A 15,765-nucleotide genomic window follows, 5' to 3' on the forward strand; every position below is an offset into this window, starting at 1 on the left:
GGTCTTGTAGGTCGGGGATGTAGGTCTGCTCATGCACCCCAGCTACCACGCTGGATTCATGAGATGAATCCCACAGGGGTTTGTGCAACAGAGCCGTGATGATAGTTAAACATTGTTCTCTTGGTTTTGACCGATATGATCCACGCCTGCGCGCAAGTCAAATGCCCCATGACTGTTTCTCGAATATGTGCATTGCTTCCAATGTGTATATGATATCCTTTTGGGAAATTTATTTATATTATTGGGCCAAATGCCCCATCAGGAATTTTGGAAGATATACGTTTTATGCTTTCTATGAAGTCTTTCGAGACTCCGTCATCATCGTCAAGTCTAAACTCGGCGACATACCCCGCATGATTATTCCGTAAAGATTGGATTGCGCTGGAGCAAGCATCTCTGTGAGGAAGCCCCGGCCTCTTTACAATCAACTCTATTTGAGGAGTATTGCGACATGCGCGCAGCAATCTGTCGCGACACCATGTTGGCAAGTCGTCTCCAATTAGCAGCCCCAATTTGAAATTCTTATCGGATTGATTTGATATGCTTGGAATTATGATATTTTCGAACGTACCTAATCTACGCGTCAATCGCCTTGAATCATACAGTGATTCCACATTCTTGTTGTGAAATCCGCTACCTTCTTTCGATGGGTATGAAAAGCGACACAGCCCGTGTACTGAGATACTCATCGCTCAACGGCGCCTCTTTGATTGCGTGTGATGTATGTAGTTCTAATGACGGCTCCTTCTGAGTCAATCTGAATTTAATAGTGCGGTATGTTTGATGTCAGCTTTACGGGGTGGTGACTTTGGGAGGACGTAGTTGACTCTGGAATGTGCTCCCTGAAGCCGAAGTATATTTTCTGGCGCTCTAGGCTGGGTGAGAAGTTTTATAGTAATTTGACTCGGATGTGCCGCGTCCATTTTGCCGTGCCTGCGATGCATTGGTACAATCCACGTGGGACCGGATGCTGATCGGCCAGAGTCCAGACGGGTCCCCCTTGGCCTCGCGCGCGGCTTCGAGCCTAAAAGCCTGTGAGAGGTGCGACAAGCCGCCCGGTCCCTATCCGCTCTGGCTGATGGGAGCAATGCGGCGGGGGCATCAACTTCCGGTCCGGCCCTTCCTCGGCCTCTCCGACACAGACCGCTCCAACATCCTCGATATCGTCCGCGAGGCCTTCGAGGCCCAGGTGGGGGGGAGTCGGCCCGCAGATGTCGTTGGCGTTCGGCAGCGCCGGACCGGACGCAACCTTTAGTGGATTTTGGTGCGAGGTGCAGCGTAGACTTACCTCACCCGAAAACGACAACTCTCCGTGGTTCCGCATTTGGCGAGACACAGTCCGATAAGGTGGCTACGGGAGCGCTGCACATGCAGAGGAATGCCGAGTAAGGTTCGACGGACTATCGAAAATGGAAGCCAAACGTGCAGGGACAGGATTTCGGTTGCTACCTGACGCCGGGTCTGGAAACGATCTGGGGGGACAGCCTCTGGAGACGAACAATGGATGCAAAGCGAATCAAACATCTGGAATTCGTTACACAAGCCATCGACAGAATGTCCCAGAACTCGTTCGTTGCTCGTGGCTGGTGCGTAACAATCGTCAGTGCGCTGCTGGCCATCGCGATCGAGCGTGGCGAAGTTGCTCTCGCGTTGCTTCCGATCTTGGCGACCTCGGTGTTCATGGCTGTGGATACCTTCTACCTGCGTCAGGAACGACGATTTCGCGCACTCTATAACGAAGTGCGATGCCGTGATGAGCAGGAGATTGACTTCTCAATGCAGACTCAGGTGACAGAGCCGATTAGATCAACTCTGAAATCTCCCATCATCATGCTGCTGTACGGGGGCATGGTAGTATTTGCCCTGGCCGTGGCTGCGTGGATCGCATGGTCTGACTCTGAGTTTCGACGCCTGAAAACCGAGCAGGAGACACACCATGATCCGGACGCTTAAGCTCTTCGTGGTCGGCCCACATGATGCAGAGCGCTACGAGCTTGTAAGAAACTATATCCAACGTGTCATCGATGGCCGCACAGACCGAGGCGAACTGGCTGTGTCGATCGTGACGCCTGTCGACAATCCCAGTACTGATTTATTCAACGACTGGATCTTCGGACAGATAGATAGTTGCGATTTGTTGGTTGCAGATATGACGGGCTTCAATCCCAATGTTATCTATGAGGTCGCCTTCGCTCACACTCTCGGTGTGCCGTGTGCGTATTTGCGCTTAGAAAAATCAGCAGTTGGGCAGTTGACGCAGATTGATCAAGATAAGATCGAGCACTATTTCAAGTTTAGCTTGATACCCACTGTCACAGTCAATGATTTGCGTGTCGGGCGAAGCAAAGGCTTCGACTTGCAACTCGAATCGGTGCTTTCTGGTGCACCCGCCTCAGGATCGACCATCCTCTCAGAATACTACCAGGGTGTCTCACCGGTTGATGCCGAATTCGTACGAGGGTTGGCTGAGGGATACTACAGAAATTACCTCGGACCGCTACTGACTTGCGAATTGCCCGAAGAATACGAGGGTTACGGCCTACGCGTCTTGATCCCGGATACTTTCGAACTTCCGGATGCTGAAGTGCGACGGTCCGCGCAGAATCTGCTGGGCAAGCAGCGAACGAAGCTGGCGTCCAACTCCCTCAAACGTGAACTTGACGTCAGCCACCCCTATGAGGAAGCAATGCAGGGGGTACCCTTCTTTTTCGACATCCCGACAACCTTATTGACGATCACCGAGAGTTCGAAATACCGCAAGGCACTTAGGGCTGACTACTTTAATGCGCTGGATCGCGACCGCGTCACTGACCGCCTCGCACGTAAGTTTGTCGCAGCGCTCTGGGCGATTATAGCTGGGAATCGTAGCACTATAGAATGGCCTTTGGATGATTTCGAAATCGTTTGGCTGAGCGAGACGATCGGGGCGTGGAGCGATAACGAGAGGCTTATGAATACCGACGCCCTGGCCCGACCTGACTGGGTCCCTCCGCCCCGTCGCACAAGAGAAAGAGGATAAACATGACTAGTTCCGAGTGGACGTATCAACCAAGTGGGTTAGGACTCCGTAGCGATGAGTTCTCGATCCAGGGCAGCTGCCGCGATGACCCGCGTTTTTTCTTACGTCGAGATCGCTACAAGTTGAATGCACTCACAGATCTGAATTTGGGTGATATATCTGATGAGAATGTCGTTAGGTTTCTGGCCGAGTTCCTTGCTAAAAGCGGCGGTATAACGGGCGGGAAATTTGAGGTGGTTGATATCGCCAGAAGAACTGATGACCACGGGCTCGTCACCGTCATCTACGACCGCACCACCAAGGTTCTGAAGCAGGTGATGATGGAAATGGGGTTTTCGGTTAAGAATGCATATCTTGACGATAAGATGGGGCGTTACAATTCAGTCTTGGTGCTTGAAGAGAATATCGAACAGGACTGTCGTTGACCGAAAAGCAGCGTGTTTGCCCGTAGGGTCAGATGGGGTATTCGGCTTACGCCCCATGCCCGACGATGGCATTCGTGGAGGTGCTGCGCCTCGAGCTGATGGTAGAACGTGGTCTGTTTGCAGCAGCCACACTCCTTGCGGCTCTTCACATCGTCCGGGCGCTGATGGGTGGACCTATCCGGCGGGAAAATCTGGCCTCTGGGTCGTCTGCTCTGATCGTGCAAATGGGCGTAAGGCATTGCCTTATGGTATGCGCTTCAGTTGTTTCACCAATCGATATCTTCGCTGCAGATGAAGTCGGCCGTCGTCGGCACTGGTCAGACCCGGACAAGTTGCGGATCGTTGAAGAGAGCCTGCGCGGCTACCGTCAGGGTTCGGCGCCGGCCCGCCGGTATGGGATTTCGCGGTCGCTGCTTTCGATCTGGCGGCGTGAGTATCGCGGCGGAACGCTTGGTGCGTCGTATGCGGCGGCCACGGCCCATTGATGTTTTTCTTGCGGGTGTCGGAGGAGCGAGCGGACGGGTGCGCGTTGCGGCTTTGTATCGCCCCTCAAATGATCTCACTGGGGAATCCCTGATGAGTTCATTTCACGAGATCTGAGGGGGCCTCATTTTCCGCTACCCGGGCATAGGCCCATGGCATCAGCGCGTCAATGTTGCTGGCCAGGTGGCCATTGGCGAGGCGGGTAAAGAGATCGCGCAGATAGGCGTAAGGCTCGACACCGTTCATCTTGCAGGTGCCGATCAGGCTGGCGAAGCGGGCCCAGTTGCGGCCGCCCTCGTCGTGACCGGCAAAGAGCGCATTGCGGCGGTTCATCGCCGGGCTGCGGATGGCGTTCTCGACCAGGTTCGAGTCCATGTCGACCCGTCCATCGTCGAGGAAACGCCGGAAGCCGCCCTCGCGCTTGAGCATGTAGATCATCGCCTTGCCGAGGTCGGTTTTGCTCGAGACCCGCTTGGCCTGGGCCGCGAGCCAGAGGAAGAACGCGTCCACCAACGGGCGGGAGAGGTCCTGACGCATCGCCCGGCGTCGGTCGGGCGCGGCGCCACGGATGGCATCCTCGATCTTGTAAAGCGCGGCGATGCGCAAAAGCGCCTCGTCGACGATGGGCGAGCCTGTCTTTGGCTTGGCCTTGATCAACTGGCGCCGGCCGTGCGCCCAGCAGAACGCCAACTGCAAAGGCTCGCCACCCGCGCGTTTCGGCGTGGCCAGATGGGTATAGGCGCCATAGGCATCGACCTGGATCGTGCCCTCGAAGCCCGCGAGGATTTCGTCGGCATATGTGCCCTTCCGGCCGGGGCGATAGTGGAACACCACCCCCGGGGGCGCCGTCCCGCTCCAGCCGCGATCATCGCGCAGCACCGCCCAGAGATAGCCGGTCTTGGTTCTGCCTTTCCCGGGGTCCAGCACCGGGGCCGTCGTTTCGTCGACGTAAAGACGCGTGCTTTCCGCGATCAGGCGCTTGGCCATGTGCTCGACCACGGGGGCGATCAACGCGCCGGTGTGGCCCATGCAGTCGGCCAGAACCGAGCGGTCGATCGGCACGCCAACCCGCGGCGCCGCGCGACCTCGACCAGTTCGTACTGACGCCGCCGACTCTCGGTGTTGTGCTCGACCTGAGCCTGGGTCGACTGCCGGACATAAACCACGGCCTTGCGTTGTAGGATGGCGGGCGGGAGGGCATCACCGGTCATGATCGTCCCCTTCCTGTTCGGCCGCGCCGACCGCTTCGGTCAGGAGCATCGCAAGGCGCGCCACAGCCTGCTGGCGGTCCTGCGGGCTCATTCCCCGCAGCCGGGTCGAGTCGAACTGCATCTGCAGTTGCTTGGGTGAAGTCTGCGTGGCTGGCAGGTCTGGCATGGGTCTGCTCCTCTCCGGTGGTAGTGTCACCGGAAGAGCATCGCCGCAGACCAAGCCGCTTCAGAAGATCATCAAGGTCCGTTAGCGCCGCGAGCGACACGCGTGGTGTGCCCAATTCCATGCCTGCGCAAGACGTCGCATCGACCATCCAGGCCGGCAACACCGTGACGACACCGGGCAGGACCTCGACATGGAGGAATTGCCCAGGCCTGCGCATGTCGATGCGCTCAACCCGCAGATGCCGGCCGAAAAGCGGGTGCCAGCGGTAATGGACCACGACAAACTGCCCGACATGGGCAGAATGAACGGGCGATGGCCCTCGGCCGCAAGAACTACCTCTTCGTCGGCTCGGAAGCGGGCGGCAAGGCCGCCGCCATCGCATACACCCTGATCGAAACGGCCAAACTCAACGCCATCGATCCCCATGTCTGGCTCGCCGACACCCTGGCCCGTATCCCCGACTACAAGATCACAAAGGTCGATGACCTGCTGCCTTGGAAATGGCGCGGGTAGCGGTCAGGCCGGACGGTTACCCTGATACGACGTCGTTATTGGCGTCTTTAGCGACGTCAACGAGATCTGCGCCGATCAGGCGGCGATCTTGTTGTCACCGGCTGGCAGGGGCTTCCAATTCCAGGGGAGCAGTTCGTAAAGCCGCGGGTTGATGTGGTCGTTGATCCGCGCCAGCACGTCGGCCAGATAGGCTTGGGGGTCGAGGCCGCTCAGTTTCGCACTCTCGGTTCACATATCCGTTCTCCTTGCTTTCCAGCAAGATAGGGGATCTGTCGCAACCCAGTTTAGAATGTGCCCCCACTACATCAGCTATTCAGATAAGGTATATTATGTTATATCATATCATGTAGCCGCGATGCGTCCGGGTCTGACCACGTTGATCCTGATGATCAGTTTGCCAGGGTTCGCGGGCTGTGTGCAGCCCGGTCCCCTGTCAACTCGCACTTCTCAGTGGATGGGTACCTTCGCAAGTCCTTTGCCAAGGATCGGTCCGGTCGGCAGATTGGTGGGCGATCCACGCGCGGGTTCCGCCGTGATCTCATAAAGTTGCAGCGCATGCGGTGCCGGAAAGCCCTCAAGGTGCAGCGTTTGCGAGCGTCCGGTTTCCAGCAGACCAAGCGAGACCGGCGGCCCGGAATCGTCAGGCTTCGTCCAGACCTGCATGACTTGGTCCGAAGGCACGTCCGGCCGCTCCAGAAGGATGACGCGCGTGGTGTTGTCGGCCATGCTCTCGATCAGCGCCACGGCTGCGCCGTCGCTGTTCAGCAGTACAGCCATGACGGCGGGCGCGGGTTGTGACAGCAGGCTCCACCCCAGTACCGCGGCGAGTGCCATCGATGCGGCGATCCCGGTCAGCGCGGAGATCTGCCAGCGCCGAATGCGCCCGCGCGCCGTGTCCAGGTCGATGGCCGCTGCGGCGGACTGCGGTATTGCTTCGGGAGCAGACGTTGCCTCCGGGTCGACGCCCTGGACAATGCCGGCCTCGATCCGCGCCCAGAACCCCTCAGGCAAGGGCAGTGTGTCGGCCGTGGCGTCGAGCGGTGAGAATTTCTGCCGGGTGCGTTCAAGCGCATCGGCGATTGCGGGATCGCGAGACGCCAGCGACTGTAGCCGCGCGACATCTGCCGCATCGGCCAGCCCCATGACCACGTCATCAATCAGATCTGGCAGGGGGCGCTGCGTCATGACAGGCACTCCCTCAGCTTCAGAAGCCCTCGCCGCATCCAGGACTTGACCGAGCCGAGAGGCGCGCGCATCTGGCCGGCAATTTCGCCGTGGCTGTGACCCAGAACATAGGATGACAGGATCGCGCGGCGGGTTCCGACGTCAAGTCCTTCGAGGCATCGCCGCAGGTCAGAGGCCGTCTCGAGCCGGTCCCATGCAGTATCGATAATCTCCGCATACACATGCTGGTCGAAAGTTTCCGGGGCCGTCGCCTCGTCGCGACGTTCCCGCCGCAGCAGCGTCAGGCAACGGTTGCGCAGGATGGTGTAAACCCAGCCCATGGCCCTGCCCTGTGCCGGATCGAATTGTGCTGCCCGCCGCCAGATAAGCACGAAAGCGTCCTGCACCGCATCCTCCGCCAGATCGCTGCGCTTCAGGAGCCGCGTCGCCACGCCCAGCATCCGCCCGCCTTCGGCATGCATCAGCGCCCTGAGTGCCGCACGATCACCTTCAGCACAGCTGACGAGCAGTGCAGAGACTTCCGCCTCAGGATCGAACGTCGTGCCCTGCAAGCCCTGCCCTCCGGGGCGCGCAGCCCACCGTCGGGAGCGCGTCATGCTATCCGCCTCAGGATGAGAGAGAAATCCGGCCAATTCAATAGAATGCTAACATGTGTCCGGCGCGGTGCGCAGACTGCGCCGGAGGTGAGTCCTGAAAAGTGGTTATTGCGCGGTCATGAAGGTGATATCGCGCAGGGCCACGCCATCCGCGCCGGTGATTTCCCAGCTTTGCTGGACTGAGCCATCTTCCAGCGACACGTTGTGCATCTTTCCGCCCGCCACCAGCCAGGCTGTGTTGGTGCCCTGGGCATCCGTGGCAATATCGAAGGCATAGGTATCAGACCCGTCAATCCCAAGCTTGCCGATCGCGGCCAGAGTGCCGTCATTCGGCGAGGTCTGCTGGATCAGCGCGACGATGGTGCTGTCGATGTCGAACATGGCGGTCTTTTCCGGCTTGCCAAAGGAATTGGTATAGGCCGCCGCGACGATGGCCGGAGCCTCGCCCGCGTGCATGTCCTGCTCCCCGAAAGCGAGGCTGCCATCGACTGTCACTGCGCCGCTTTCGATGTCGACGCGGTGGTTCGTGGTCCCGGACATGAAACGCAGCTTGTTCGCCGCCGGGTTGAAGTCGACGATCACTGGCGCATCGCCCTCGATCGGAAGCGGTGTGTCCATGGTCGAAATGACGGTTGTTGCGCCGGTCGTCGCGTCGATCTCGACGATTTCAAAGGTGTCGGTGACGCCAATCAACTGACCTGTCGCCGGGCGCAGGTCGATGCCGAGCAGTTTGGTCACACCCTGGGCTTCCATTGATGCCTTCACCGTGGCCGTGGTTGCGTCGATCTGGTGCAGGGTTTTGTCACCCGACAGCCCGATGGCTGTCAGCCCACCATTGGCCTCGGCGTGGACAACGCCCGCTGTCAGCAGGGAGACGGTGGTCAGCGTGGCAAACGTCTGATGGATAACGGTAGTTTTCATGACAGAGATCCTCTTTCGGCGCTCGTGACCACGGGTCTTCCGCGGCCTTGTACTCCTTTGACTCGGGCAGACCGGCGTTTGGATGCAGAGAGGCGAAAAAAAATTGTCGGATGACTTCTTCCTGGCACCGCAATTGTCTGGTCGACGCGCGGCCTCTGCCTCAACGGCCATTCACAGGTGAAACTCCAATCGGATCAGAGCGGGCCGTCCTGCAGGAGATCCCGCCAGGGTGGGACTGCCCGCGCACCGCGTCGAACACCCCGGTGCCGTTCTGATCAGATGGGCGGATTGTCGTCGTGGCCTTCACGCCCGCGGCGAAGGTAGGGAAACCGGTGCATGCGCAGGTCGTGATCGCGGCCTGGCCGCAGACTACAGCACCGAGCGTCCTCACTCTGGCTTGCATGATCAAACCCCGGCTATCTCCGCGCGGACTTTGCACACCGCCATCGCCCACAACGCTGCGCAAGATGAACGTCCCGCGCGTCAGGCGATTGCTCAACCAGCGCCCACCAGCGTAATCCCCAAGGGGGCTCGGGTCGCGGCTGGATGAAAGACCAGTGGCAGGTCAAAAGCCGGCCATTTCATCACCAGATTTACTTAGTGCCATATTGTGTGCGTACATAGAACGAACACAATTCTCTAGTTCTCGTCCAAAACGCCAAAAAGACACATGCCCGCAGCCTGCTCTCCTGTCATTATGTCCTTTTCAGTCACGCCGGAAAAACCCGTTGAGAAAGAGACTCGCATGCGGATAAATTGTATGCCTCTGGCATCGTCGTAGTGTCCGCAGATAGCGACCTGATCTTCGCCGTTCTTATAGGACCACCAGTAATCAAATTTGTATTGTCGAACCTCGGGGTTGTATCGGTTGATAACTTTCAGAGTTTTATCAATAATTTTAGGGGGTACAGGTGAAGATCTGCGCCCGGCTTTTGTCCCGAGGAAATTGTATATTGAACCCGGGTCCGTATAAATATCGTTGCGCTCGGCAAATCTCGCTATGAGATCAGGCAAATCTTTTTCTGAAAAATTATTGGGAATATCTCCAGACTGCCGAAGGGCTTCAATAGCATATGGTGAAAGCCTGATGTCCTCTGCTGATACGGGACCCGCAGAAAAGGCAATTGCTATCAGCATTGCAATGCGCTGGATTTTTTTCTTCAAGATGGGCGAAACTTGCATACAGGCTCTCTTTTGTTGGTCACGACTTCTCTGTATCTACCGGTAATCCTTCCCCTGGTTAAAGGGCTGCATAAGTAGAATTTTTTCGTAGCGTGAGCTGAGGAGATTCGAAAGAGAAAGAGCCGTTTCACCGAGCCGCGGGTCATGGCTGTGCTTCGTCAGGCCGAGAGCGGCGTGGTCCGCGCCATGGCGGAGAAGACATCGGCGCTGGAGGATGAGAATGCGGCTCTGAAGGCGCGCAGTCTCGATGCCAACGCGCGGATCAAGCGGCTGATGCAGATCCTGAAGGCCTATGATCGCGCCCGGTTCGGGCGGGGCTCAGAGAAGCTGGGCGGCCCTGCGATCAGTGCTGACGAGGAGGCACAGCAATCCTTCGTCTTCGAGGAGATCGAGACCGGCACCCGAATTCGTCCTGGCACGGAGCGGAAGAGTATCCTGATGCGTCGCGTCACAAGCAGCGCGCAAATCTGGCCCCATGCTGCGATCCGGTCTGGCTCTACCAACCTGCGCGGGAAGCGCGCAGGAAGGGGACGACAGCAAACCGGAGCCCGCCCATGTCACTCGACCATCCCGTCAACGACCTGAGCCATGTCATCGAGGCCGACCGCGCCCATGTCTGGCACCATCTGAGCCAGCACAAGGTCTATGAGACCGCCGATCCCCGCGTGTTCGTGGAAGGCAAGGGCCTGAAGCTCTGGGATGCCAAGGGCAAGGAATACCTCGACGCCGTCTCTGGCGGGGTCTGGACGGTGAACGTGGGCTATGGCCGCGAAAGCATCGCGAATGCGGTGCGCGACCAGTTGATCAAGCTGAACTATTACGCCGGTGCAGCGGGCAACGTTCCGGCCGCGCTGTTTGCCGAAAAGTTGACCCAGAAGACGCCGGGGCTGACCCGCGTCTATTACTCCAACTCCGGCTCCGAGGCGAACGAGAAGGTTTACAAGATGGTCCGCCAGATCGCGCATCGCCAGCACGGCGGGCGCAAGTGGAAGATCCTCTACCGCGAGCGCGACTATCACGGCACCACCATCGGCACGCTGGCGACCAGCGGGCAGGACCAGCGCGCCATGCAATACGGCCCCTACCCCGAGGGTTTCGTGCGGGTGCCGCATTGCCTTGAATACCGCAAGCAATGGGATGTGGAGAACTATGGCCAGCGCGCTGCAGACGCGATCGAGGAGGTGATCCGGCGCGAAGGCCCCGATACCGTGGGCTGTCTGGTGCTGGAACCGATCACCGCCGGCGGCGGGGTGATCGTGCCGCCGAATGGTTACTGGGAGCGCGTGCAGGAGATCTGCCGCAAGTATGACATCCTCTTGCATATCGACGAGGTGGTCTGCGGCCTCGGCAGGACCGGCACTTGGTTCGGCTATCAACACTACGGGATCGAGCCCGATTTCGTAACCATGGCCAAGGGCGTGGCCTCGGGCTATGCCGCGATTTCCTGCACTATCACGACTGAGCAGGTGTTCGAGATGTTCAAGGACGATGCCGCCGATCCGATGGGCTATTTCCGCGACATATCCACCTTCGGGGGCTGCACCTCCGGTCCGATAGCGGCGCTGGAAAACATGCGCATCATCGAGGACGAGGGGCTCTTGGACAACACCACCCGCATGGGTGAGCGCTGCCTCGCGAACCTGCAGGCGCTGATGGACAAGCATGCCGTCATCGGCGATGTGCGCGGCAAGGGCCTGTTCCTCGGTGCCGAGCTGGTGTCCGACCGCAAGACCAAGGAGCCGATGGAGGAGAAACGGGTGCAGGCCGTCGTCGCCGACTGTCTGGCGCAGGGCGTCATCATCGGCGCCACCAACCGTTCGATCCCCGGTCTTAATAACACGCTCTGCCTGTCGCCCGCGCTGATTGCCACGGCGGACGACATCGACCGCATCACCGATGCCATCGACGGTGCGCTGACCCGCGTGTTCGGCTGAGGGCTTGATCCTGCCGGTCGGGTCGGGCTTCATCGCCCGACCCGTTCCATGGACAAGCGATGCCGATTCCTGTCGAGGCCTTCTTCATCGACCGCACCTCGCCGGTGCCCTTGCAGGTGCAGCTCAGGCGTCAGATCGTCGAGGGCGTGACCGAAGGCCGGTTCCGTCCCGGCGATAGGCTGCCCTCCAGCCGCCGCATGGCGCTGTATCTGGGCGTGGCGCGCGTGACCGTGGCGCAAGCCTATGCCGAACTGGCCACCACCGACTACCTCACCAGCCTGCCGCGTTCCGGCCATCGCATATCTGACCGGATCGAGGGCCGGATCACCACCCCTGCCCCCGCGCCCGACACACCGCGCCTCGACTGGCAGCGCCATATCGATGGTCGCTTCGCGCGATCCGCCCGCACCGACCGCGTGGTGGACTGGCGGCGCTTCCGCTTTCCCTTCGTCTATGGCCAGGCCGACCCGGAGCTGGTAGATCACATCGCCTGGCGCGAGTGCGCGGTGCGGGCATTGGGGTGGCGCGAATTCATCCCGCTGACCGCCGATCTTTACGGCGAGGATGACCCGGAGCTGATTGACTATATCGCCCGCCATATCCTGCCACGCCGCGGCATCCGCGCACGGCCGGAGGAAATCCTGCTGACGCTGGGGGCGCAGAACGGGCTGTGGCTGGCCGCCGAGGTGCTGCTGGGCCGGGGCGGGCGCTGCGCGGTTGAAGACCCCTGCTATCCCGGCCTGCGCGAGATCCTCGCCATGACGCGGGCCGAGGTCAGCGCCCTGCCCGTCGATACTCATGGCCTGCCGCCCGAGACGATCCCGCCTGGCGTCACAACGGTGTTCACCACCGCTAGCCACCAGTGCCCGACCAATTCCACCATGCCGCTCGATCGCCGCCGCGCCCTGCTCGACCGGGCGAGCAGTCAGGGCTTCGCGGTGATCGAGGATGACTACGAATTCGAGATGTCCTTCGCTGGCGCACCTTCGCCTGCGCTGAAGGCGATGGATGCGGCGGGCACGGTGATCTATGTCGGCTCCTTCTCCAAATCGGTGTTTCCGGGGCTGCGGCTGGGTTATCTGGTGGCCGATCCCACCTTCGTGGCCGAGGCGCGGGCTCTGCGCGGCCTTGTCATGCGTCACCCGCCCGGCATGTTGCAGCGCACACTGGCGCATTTCCTTTCGCTTGGTCATTACGACGCGCAGATGAACCGGATGCGCCGCGTCTATGCGGAGCGCCGAATCGTAATGGCCGAGGCCATTGCAGAGAACGGCCTGACCCCGGCCAGCGGTGGATTGGGTGGGTCGAGCTTCTGGATGGCGCTGCCACCCGGCCTCGACAGCCGCGCTCTCTCTCGCGACCTGCGCGGCGAAGGCGTGCTGATTGAACCCGGCACTCCCTTCTTCGCCACGGCAGAGGACGGCGCGGGCTTCTATCGTCTGGCCTATTCCTCCATCGGCGCGGGCCTGATCCCCGAAGGCATCGCCCGCATCCGCGCCGCCCTGAGGCGCAGCTAGGCTCCAGACTTCGGTAACGGGGATGTCCCGGTCAACCCTTTTAGGCGTGAGATTTCACCCGCAGAGGAGCGGATGGGTTGAGGCAATCGTCCTTTGTCCCCCATCTCGGGCTTGCCTTCGTTTGAGATCACCCCGGGTGCATGCTTCGGTCCACTGCCCCCTTCGCCAGAGCTGATCGGCCTCTACATTGTCGATCTGGCTGCACCGGCAGGAAGAGCCCCTGCCCTCTCCGTCCCCGCGATCGAGCGGCGGCTGAGTGGTCTGGCTTGGAGCTATGCGCAGCGCGGGGAAAGGCTGGACCGCAAGGACCGCCATATTGCCACCGTGCTGGCCGGTATCCGGCGCAAACATGCGCGGCCGCCGGTCCAGAAGGCGGCGATCTTGCCGGAAGACCTGCGCGACCGGGCGCCGTTGCTGATCGGTTTTGCCGGCAGCCTGCGCCGGTCCGAGATTGTCAGCCTCGATCACGGCAAGGATGACACGCCGGAGTCAGGTGGCTGGGTCGAGGTGCTGGATGGCGGTCTGCTGTTTCCCCTGCGTGGCAAGACCGGCTGGCGCGAGGTGGAGATCGGACGCGGGTCGAGCGACCAGACTTGCCCGGTGCAGGCCCTCACCCAATGGCCACATTTCGGACGCATCGACTTCGGTCCGATTTTCGTTGCGGTCTCGCGGGATGGCCTTCGTGCCAGCCCCGACCGCCTGAGTGACAAGCACGTCGCCCGGCTGATCAAACAGTGCGTCTGCGATGCGGGCCTGCGCCCCGACCTGCCCGAAACCGAGCGGATGCGGCTCTACTCTGGCCACTCCCCGCGCGCCGGCCTTGCCAGCAGCGCTGACGTGGATGAGCGCTACGTCCAGAAGCAGCTTGGTCACGCCTCAGCCGAGATGACACGCCGCTACCAGCGCCGCCGGGACAGATTTCGGGTGAACCTCACCAGGGCGGCAGGGCTATGACAGCCGCTCGGGCTTCTCTTTCTCCGGAATATCCGTATAATCCGGACGAGAGATCAAGGAGTCTGCCATGAAGACCATGTCCGCCACCCTCGCCAGCAAGGAATTCGGCCGGTTCATTGATGCGGCGCAGCGCGAACCCATCTTGCTGACCAAGAAGGACCGCCCCGTTGCCGTTACGGTTTCGGTGGCCGACTGGGAAGAACTGGTTGCCCTGCGCATCGAGCGCGGCGTTGCGGCGGGCCTGGCCGATGCTGCGGAAGGGCGTGTCACCGAGATGACGGACGAAGCCATCGAACAACGCCTGGCGCGGTTCCGGACCCGGCACCCTGACGCATGAAGGTCTTCCTGACTGAAACGGCAGAGGACTGCCTCTGGGCGATCTGGGACCATGACAGGCTCTATTCGGAGAGCCTGGCGGACAAGTTTCAGCGCGACATCGACCGGTTCATCCGGGATACCATCGCCGCCAACCCCGAGATCGGCCATCTCTGGCATGCCCCGCGTGGCATCCGACGGGTGATTTTCCGCCGCCGCCACAACATATTCTACGCCCTGCGTGACGATGCCGCCCTCATCCTGTTCGTCTTCGATGGCCGCATGGTTATCAACCAGCAGATCGCGGAGTCCGGGCTCGACGTTGAGGGGTTGATCGTGCGCTCCGAGGACTGAGCAATCACGTCTTCCCCTGTCGTACCCCGTCATCTTGATGCTTACCTCCCAGCCTTCCCGGTCGAGGACGACATAAACACGACGGTAGCCATAGCGCACACGCGTCTCGCAGATCTCCCGGATCCGCCGTTTCAACTCTGGGTGCGTGACAGCCTCCCTCATGGGCATCAGCCAGACAAGAGTGCTCAGCTCGCAGTAAGCTGTCTGACCCATTCGGTGATGGTGTGTTTGCGGTTTCTGGCGACGGGGATCTGTTTTCCGGTGGTGGTGGTGAGGAAGAGCCTGCGGTTTCTGGCGGAAGTTCCGGTGATGATGCGGGAAGCGACCCAGTGGCTTCTGTGGATCTGGCGCCCGGTGCCGGAGGGAAGCATGCCGATGCAGGTTGCAAAGCTCATGCGCAGCATCAGGGAACGTCCGGGGGTGGTGAGCAGAACGTAATTGCCCTGCGCCTCGACATGAACGACCTCATGCAGGGCGACGGGGATCTGGATGGCAGAGGCGGAATGCGGAATGGTAAAATGCTGCATCAGGCGGGCCTTTCGTAAGCGGACAGCCCGGCGCGAACGGTCAGTCTGAGGGGCGCGCGGCTGTCCGGCTGGTGCGCGGTATCGGGTCGGGTCCGGGGGTCGAGCAGATCGAAGCCGGTTTCGAGCGTCTGCGCCCCCTGTCCGATCAGGGTCTGAACAAGGGTCTCGCCGGGAAAGCGATAGGCCTGGGGCCAGGGCACGGGCGCGGTTGCGGCCTCCGGCAGCGGCAGGGTCAGCAGGGCGCGGCCCGCAAAGGCGCTGAGCATCTCTGCCCGTCCCGTGCGGTCAAAGCGGAAACGCGGCTGGTCCGGGCTGCCGCCGATCACCGGCAGATGCAGCGCCTCAGCCCAGGGCAGGCGTGTGTGGATGTATATGGACCCCGCCTGATTGCAACGGTCTGTTTGGTTCTGGATCGGCGGTCGCGATTGCTGATGTATATCCGGCTTCTTCGGGCGGCCTGACG

17 protein-coding genes and 5 pseudogenes are annotated in these 15,765 nt (G+C 60.5%); 11 read left to right on the forward strand and 11 right to left on the reverse strand.

The window, feature by feature from the left end; genetic code table 11:
- Window positions 1-233 precede the first annotated feature (233 nt).
- Window positions 234-689 carry a glycosyltransferase gene (locus C8N34_RS27355; protein ID WP_108130923.1) on the reverse strand — a complete coding sequence of 152 codons (456 nt, stop codon included), beginning with the start codon at window positions 687-689 and terminating at the stop codon, window positions 234-236.
- Window positions 690-1,422: 733 nt separating this feature from the next.
- On the opposite strand from C8N34_RS27355, the gene C8N34_RS24690 reads away from it, so the two are divergent.
- From C8N34_RS24690 to C8N34_RS27040, 4 genes are all read left to right on the forward strand, one after another.
- Window positions 1,423-1,953 carry a hypothetical protein gene (locus C8N34_RS24690; protein WP_108130924.1) on the forward strand — a complete coding sequence of 177 codons (531 nt, stop codon included), beginning with the start codon at window positions 1,423-1,425 and terminating at the stop codon, window positions 1,951-1,953.
- Entirely contained in the window at window positions 1,937-3,019 is a 1,083-nt protein-coding gene (locus C8N34_RS24695) for an STING domain-containing protein (RefSeq protein ID WP_108130925.1), read from the forward strand. Before C8N34_RS24690 ends, C8N34_RS24695 begins: the two co-directional genes overlap by 17 nt.
- A gap of 2 nt (window positions 3,020-3,021) precedes the next feature.
- The gene (locus tag C8N34_RS24700) at window positions 3,022-3,444 is read left to right on the forward strand and encodes a hypothetical protein (RefSeq protein ID WP_108130926.1); all 423 of its coding nucleotides are present in this window, start codon (window positions 3,022-3,024) and stop codon (window positions 3,442-3,444) included.
- Between the two features lie 74 nt (window positions 3,445-3,518).
- On the forward strand, window positions 3,519-3,929 hold the full coding sequence (locus tag C8N34_RS27040) for a transposase (protein ID WP_242013922.1): 411 nt from the start codon (window positions 3,519-3,521) through the stop codon (window positions 3,927-3,929).
- Between the two features lie 97 nt (window positions 3,930-4,026).
- Here C8N34_RS27040 and tnpC read toward each other — a convergent pair.
- Window positions 4,027-4,998, reverse strand: a pseudogene (tnpC, locus tag C8N34_RS24710) (IS66 family transposase); the annotation flags it as partial.
- Between the two features lie 129 nt (window positions 4,999-5,127).
- A complete protein-coding gene (locus tag C8N34_RS26535; protein WP_158640814.1) occupies window positions 5,128-5,304 on the reverse strand; it encodes a hypothetical protein in 177 nt (58 codons plus the stop codon).
- 306 nt (window positions 5,305-5,610) lie between these two features.
- Here C8N34_RS26535 and C8N34_RS24720 point away from each other — a divergent pair.
- A pseudogene (locus C8N34_RS24720) lies at window positions 5,611-5,817 on the forward strand (transposase domain-containing protein); the annotation flags it as partial.
- Window positions 5,818-5,892: 75 nt separating this feature from the next.
- Here C8N34_RS24720 and C8N34_RS24725 read toward each other — a convergent pair.
- The 5 genes and pseudogenes from C8N34_RS24725 to C8N34_RS26080 all read right to left on the reverse strand — a co-directional run.
- A pseudogene (locus tag C8N34_RS24725) lies at window positions 5,893-6,039 on the reverse strand (transposase domain-containing protein); the annotation flags it as partial.
- A gap of 225 nt (window positions 6,040-6,264) precedes the next feature.
- A complete protein-coding gene (locus C8N34_RS24730) occupies window positions 6,265-7,002 on the reverse strand; it encodes an anti-sigma factor (RefSeq protein WP_108130928.1) in 738 nt (245 codons plus the stop codon).
- Entirely contained in the window at window positions 6,999-7,463 is a 465-nt protein-coding gene (locus C8N34_RS24735) for a sigma-70 family RNA polymerase sigma factor (RefSeq protein ID WP_108130937.1), read from the reverse strand. The genes C8N34_RS24730 and C8N34_RS24735 overlap by 4 nt, the downstream gene beginning before the upstream one ends.
- 240 nt (window positions 7,464-7,703) lie before the next feature.
- A complete protein-coding gene (locus C8N34_RS24740; protein WP_108130929.1) occupies window positions 7,704-8,519 on the reverse strand; it encodes a DUF4394 domain-containing protein in 816 nt (271 codons plus the stop codon).
- Window positions 8,520-9,158: 639 nt separating this feature from the next.
- A complete protein-coding gene (locus C8N34_RS26080; protein WP_145693886.1) occupies window positions 9,159-9,701 on the reverse strand; it encodes a hypothetical protein in 543 nt (180 codons plus the stop codon).
- A 144-nt stretch (window positions 9,702-9,845) separates the two neighbouring features.
- On the opposite strand from C8N34_RS26080, the pseudogene C8N34_RS24745 reads away from it, so the two are divergent.
- The 6 genes and pseudogenes from C8N34_RS24745 to C8N34_RS24770 form a co-directional block, all read left to right on the forward strand.
- Window positions 9,846-10,100 (forward strand): annotated as a pseudogene (locus C8N34_RS24745) (IS66 family transposase); the annotation flags it as partial.
- Between the two features lie 155 nt (window positions 10,101-10,255).
- A complete protein-coding gene (gene tpa / locus C8N34_RS24750; protein WP_108130930.1) occupies window positions 10,256-11,635 on the forward strand; it encodes a hypotaurine--pyruvate aminotransferase Tpa in 1,380 nt (459 codons plus the stop codon).
- A gap of 59 nt (window positions 11,636-11,694) precedes the next feature.
- Window positions 11,695-13,152: an aminotransferase-like domain-containing protein gene (locus C8N34_RS24755; RefSeq protein WP_108130931.1), complete on the forward strand. Its 1,458-nt coding sequence runs from the start codon at window positions 11,695-11,697 to the stop codon at window positions 13,150-13,152.
- 93 nt (window positions 13,153-13,245) lie between these two features.
- Window positions 13,246-14,106, forward strand: a complete 861-nt coding sequence (locus C8N34_RS24760; protein ID WP_108130932.1) for a tyrosine-type recombinase/integrase — start codon at window positions 13,246-13,248, stop codon at window positions 14,104-14,106.
- Window positions 14,107-14,173: 67 nt separating this feature from the next.
- Complete coding sequence (locus C8N34_RS24765) at window positions 14,174-14,443, forward strand: type II toxin-antitoxin system Phd/YefM family antitoxin (protein ID WP_108130933.1); 270 nt, start codon at window positions 14,174-14,176, stop codon at window positions 14,441-14,443.
- Window positions 14,440-14,775: a type II toxin-antitoxin system RelE/ParE family toxin gene (locus tag C8N34_RS24770; RefSeq protein ID WP_108130934.1), complete on the forward strand. Its 336-nt coding sequence runs from the start codon at window positions 14,440-14,442 to the stop codon at window positions 14,773-14,775. Before C8N34_RS24765 ends, C8N34_RS24770 begins: the two co-directional genes overlap by 4 nt.
- A gap of 27 nt (window positions 14,776-14,802) precedes the next feature.
- Here C8N34_RS24770 and C8N34_RS24775 read toward each other — a convergent pair.
- From C8N34_RS24775 to C8N34_RS24785, 3 genes and pseudogenes are all read right to left on the reverse strand, one after another.
- Window positions 14,803-14,910: pseudogene (locus C8N34_RS24775) on the reverse strand (IS3 family transposase); the annotation flags it as partial.
- Window positions 14,911-14,960: 50 nt separating this feature from the next.
- Entirely contained in the window at window positions 14,961-15,302 is a 342-nt protein-coding gene (locus C8N34_RS24780; protein WP_108130935.1) for a LytTR family DNA-binding domain-containing protein, read from the reverse strand.
- On the reverse strand, window positions 15,302-15,765 hold a 464-nt coding region (locus tag C8N34_RS24785; RefSeq protein ID WP_211317744.1), incomplete at its 5' end, for a hypothetical protein. The genes C8N34_RS24780 and C8N34_RS24785, both read right to left, overlap by 1 nt.

The organism is Gemmobacter caeni (assembly GCF_003054195.1).
GTDB lineage: Bacteria > Pseudomonadota > Alphaproteobacteria > Rhodobacterales > Rhodobacteraceae > Gemmobacter > Gemmobacter caeni.

What these genes read in the sequence shown, in the direction of transcription:
- C8N34_RS24765 (WP_108130933.1), top strand. Translation starts at nt 14,174, where the DNA reads ATGAAGACCATGTCCGCCACCCTCGCCAGCAAGGAATTCGGCCGGTTC.
- C8N34_RS24700 (WP_108130926.1), top strand. Translation starts at nt 3,022, where the DNA reads ATGACTAGTTCCGAGTGGACGTATCAACCAAGTGGGTTAGGACTCCGT.
- C8N34_RS26535 (WP_158640814.1), bottom strand. Translation starts at nt 5,304, where the DNA reads ATGCCAGACCTGCCAGCCACGCAGACTTCACCCAAGCAACTGCAGATG.
- C8N34_RS26080 (WP_145693886.1), bottom strand. Translation starts at nt 9,701, where the DNA reads ATGCAAGTTTCGCCCATCTTGAAGAAAAAAATCCAGCGCATTGCAATG.
- C8N34_RS24740 (WP_108130929.1), bottom strand. Translation starts at nt 8,519, where the DNA reads ATGAAAACTACCGTTATCCATCAGACGTTTGCCACGCTGACCACCGTC.
- C8N34_RS24730 (WP_108130928.1), bottom strand. Translation starts at nt 7,002, where the DNA reads ATGACGCAGCGCCCCCTGCCAGATCTGATTGATGACGTGGTCATGGGG.
- C8N34_RS24755 (WP_108130931.1), top strand. Translation starts at nt 11,695, where the DNA reads ATGCCGATTCCTGTCGAGGCCTTCTTCATCGACCGCACCTCGCCGGTG.
- C8N34_RS24695 (WP_108130925.1), top strand. Translation starts at nt 1,937, where the DNA reads ATGATCCGGACGCTTAAGCTCTTCGTGGTCGGCCCACATGATGCAGAG.
- C8N34_RS24780 (WP_108130935.1), bottom strand. Translation starts at nt 15,302, where the DNA reads ATGCAGCATTTTACCATTCCGCATTCCGCCTCTGCCATCCAGATCCCC.
- C8N34_RS24770 (WP_108130934.1), top strand. Translation starts at nt 14,440, where the DNA reads ATGAAGGTCTTCCTGACTGAAACGGCAGAGGACTGCCTCTGGGCGATC.
- C8N34_RS24735 (WP_108130937.1), bottom strand. Translation starts at nt 7,463, where the DNA reads ATGCATGCCGAAGGCGGGCGGATGCTGGGCGTGGCGACGCGGCTCCTG.
- C8N34_RS27355 (WP_108130923.1), bottom strand. Translation starts at nt 689, where the DNA reads ATGAGTATCTCAGTACACGGGCTGTGTCGCTTTTCATACCCATCGAAA.
- tpa (WP_108130930.1), top strand. Translation starts at nt 10,256, where the DNA reads ATGTCACTCGACCATCCCGTCAACGACCTGAGCCATGTCATCGAGGCC.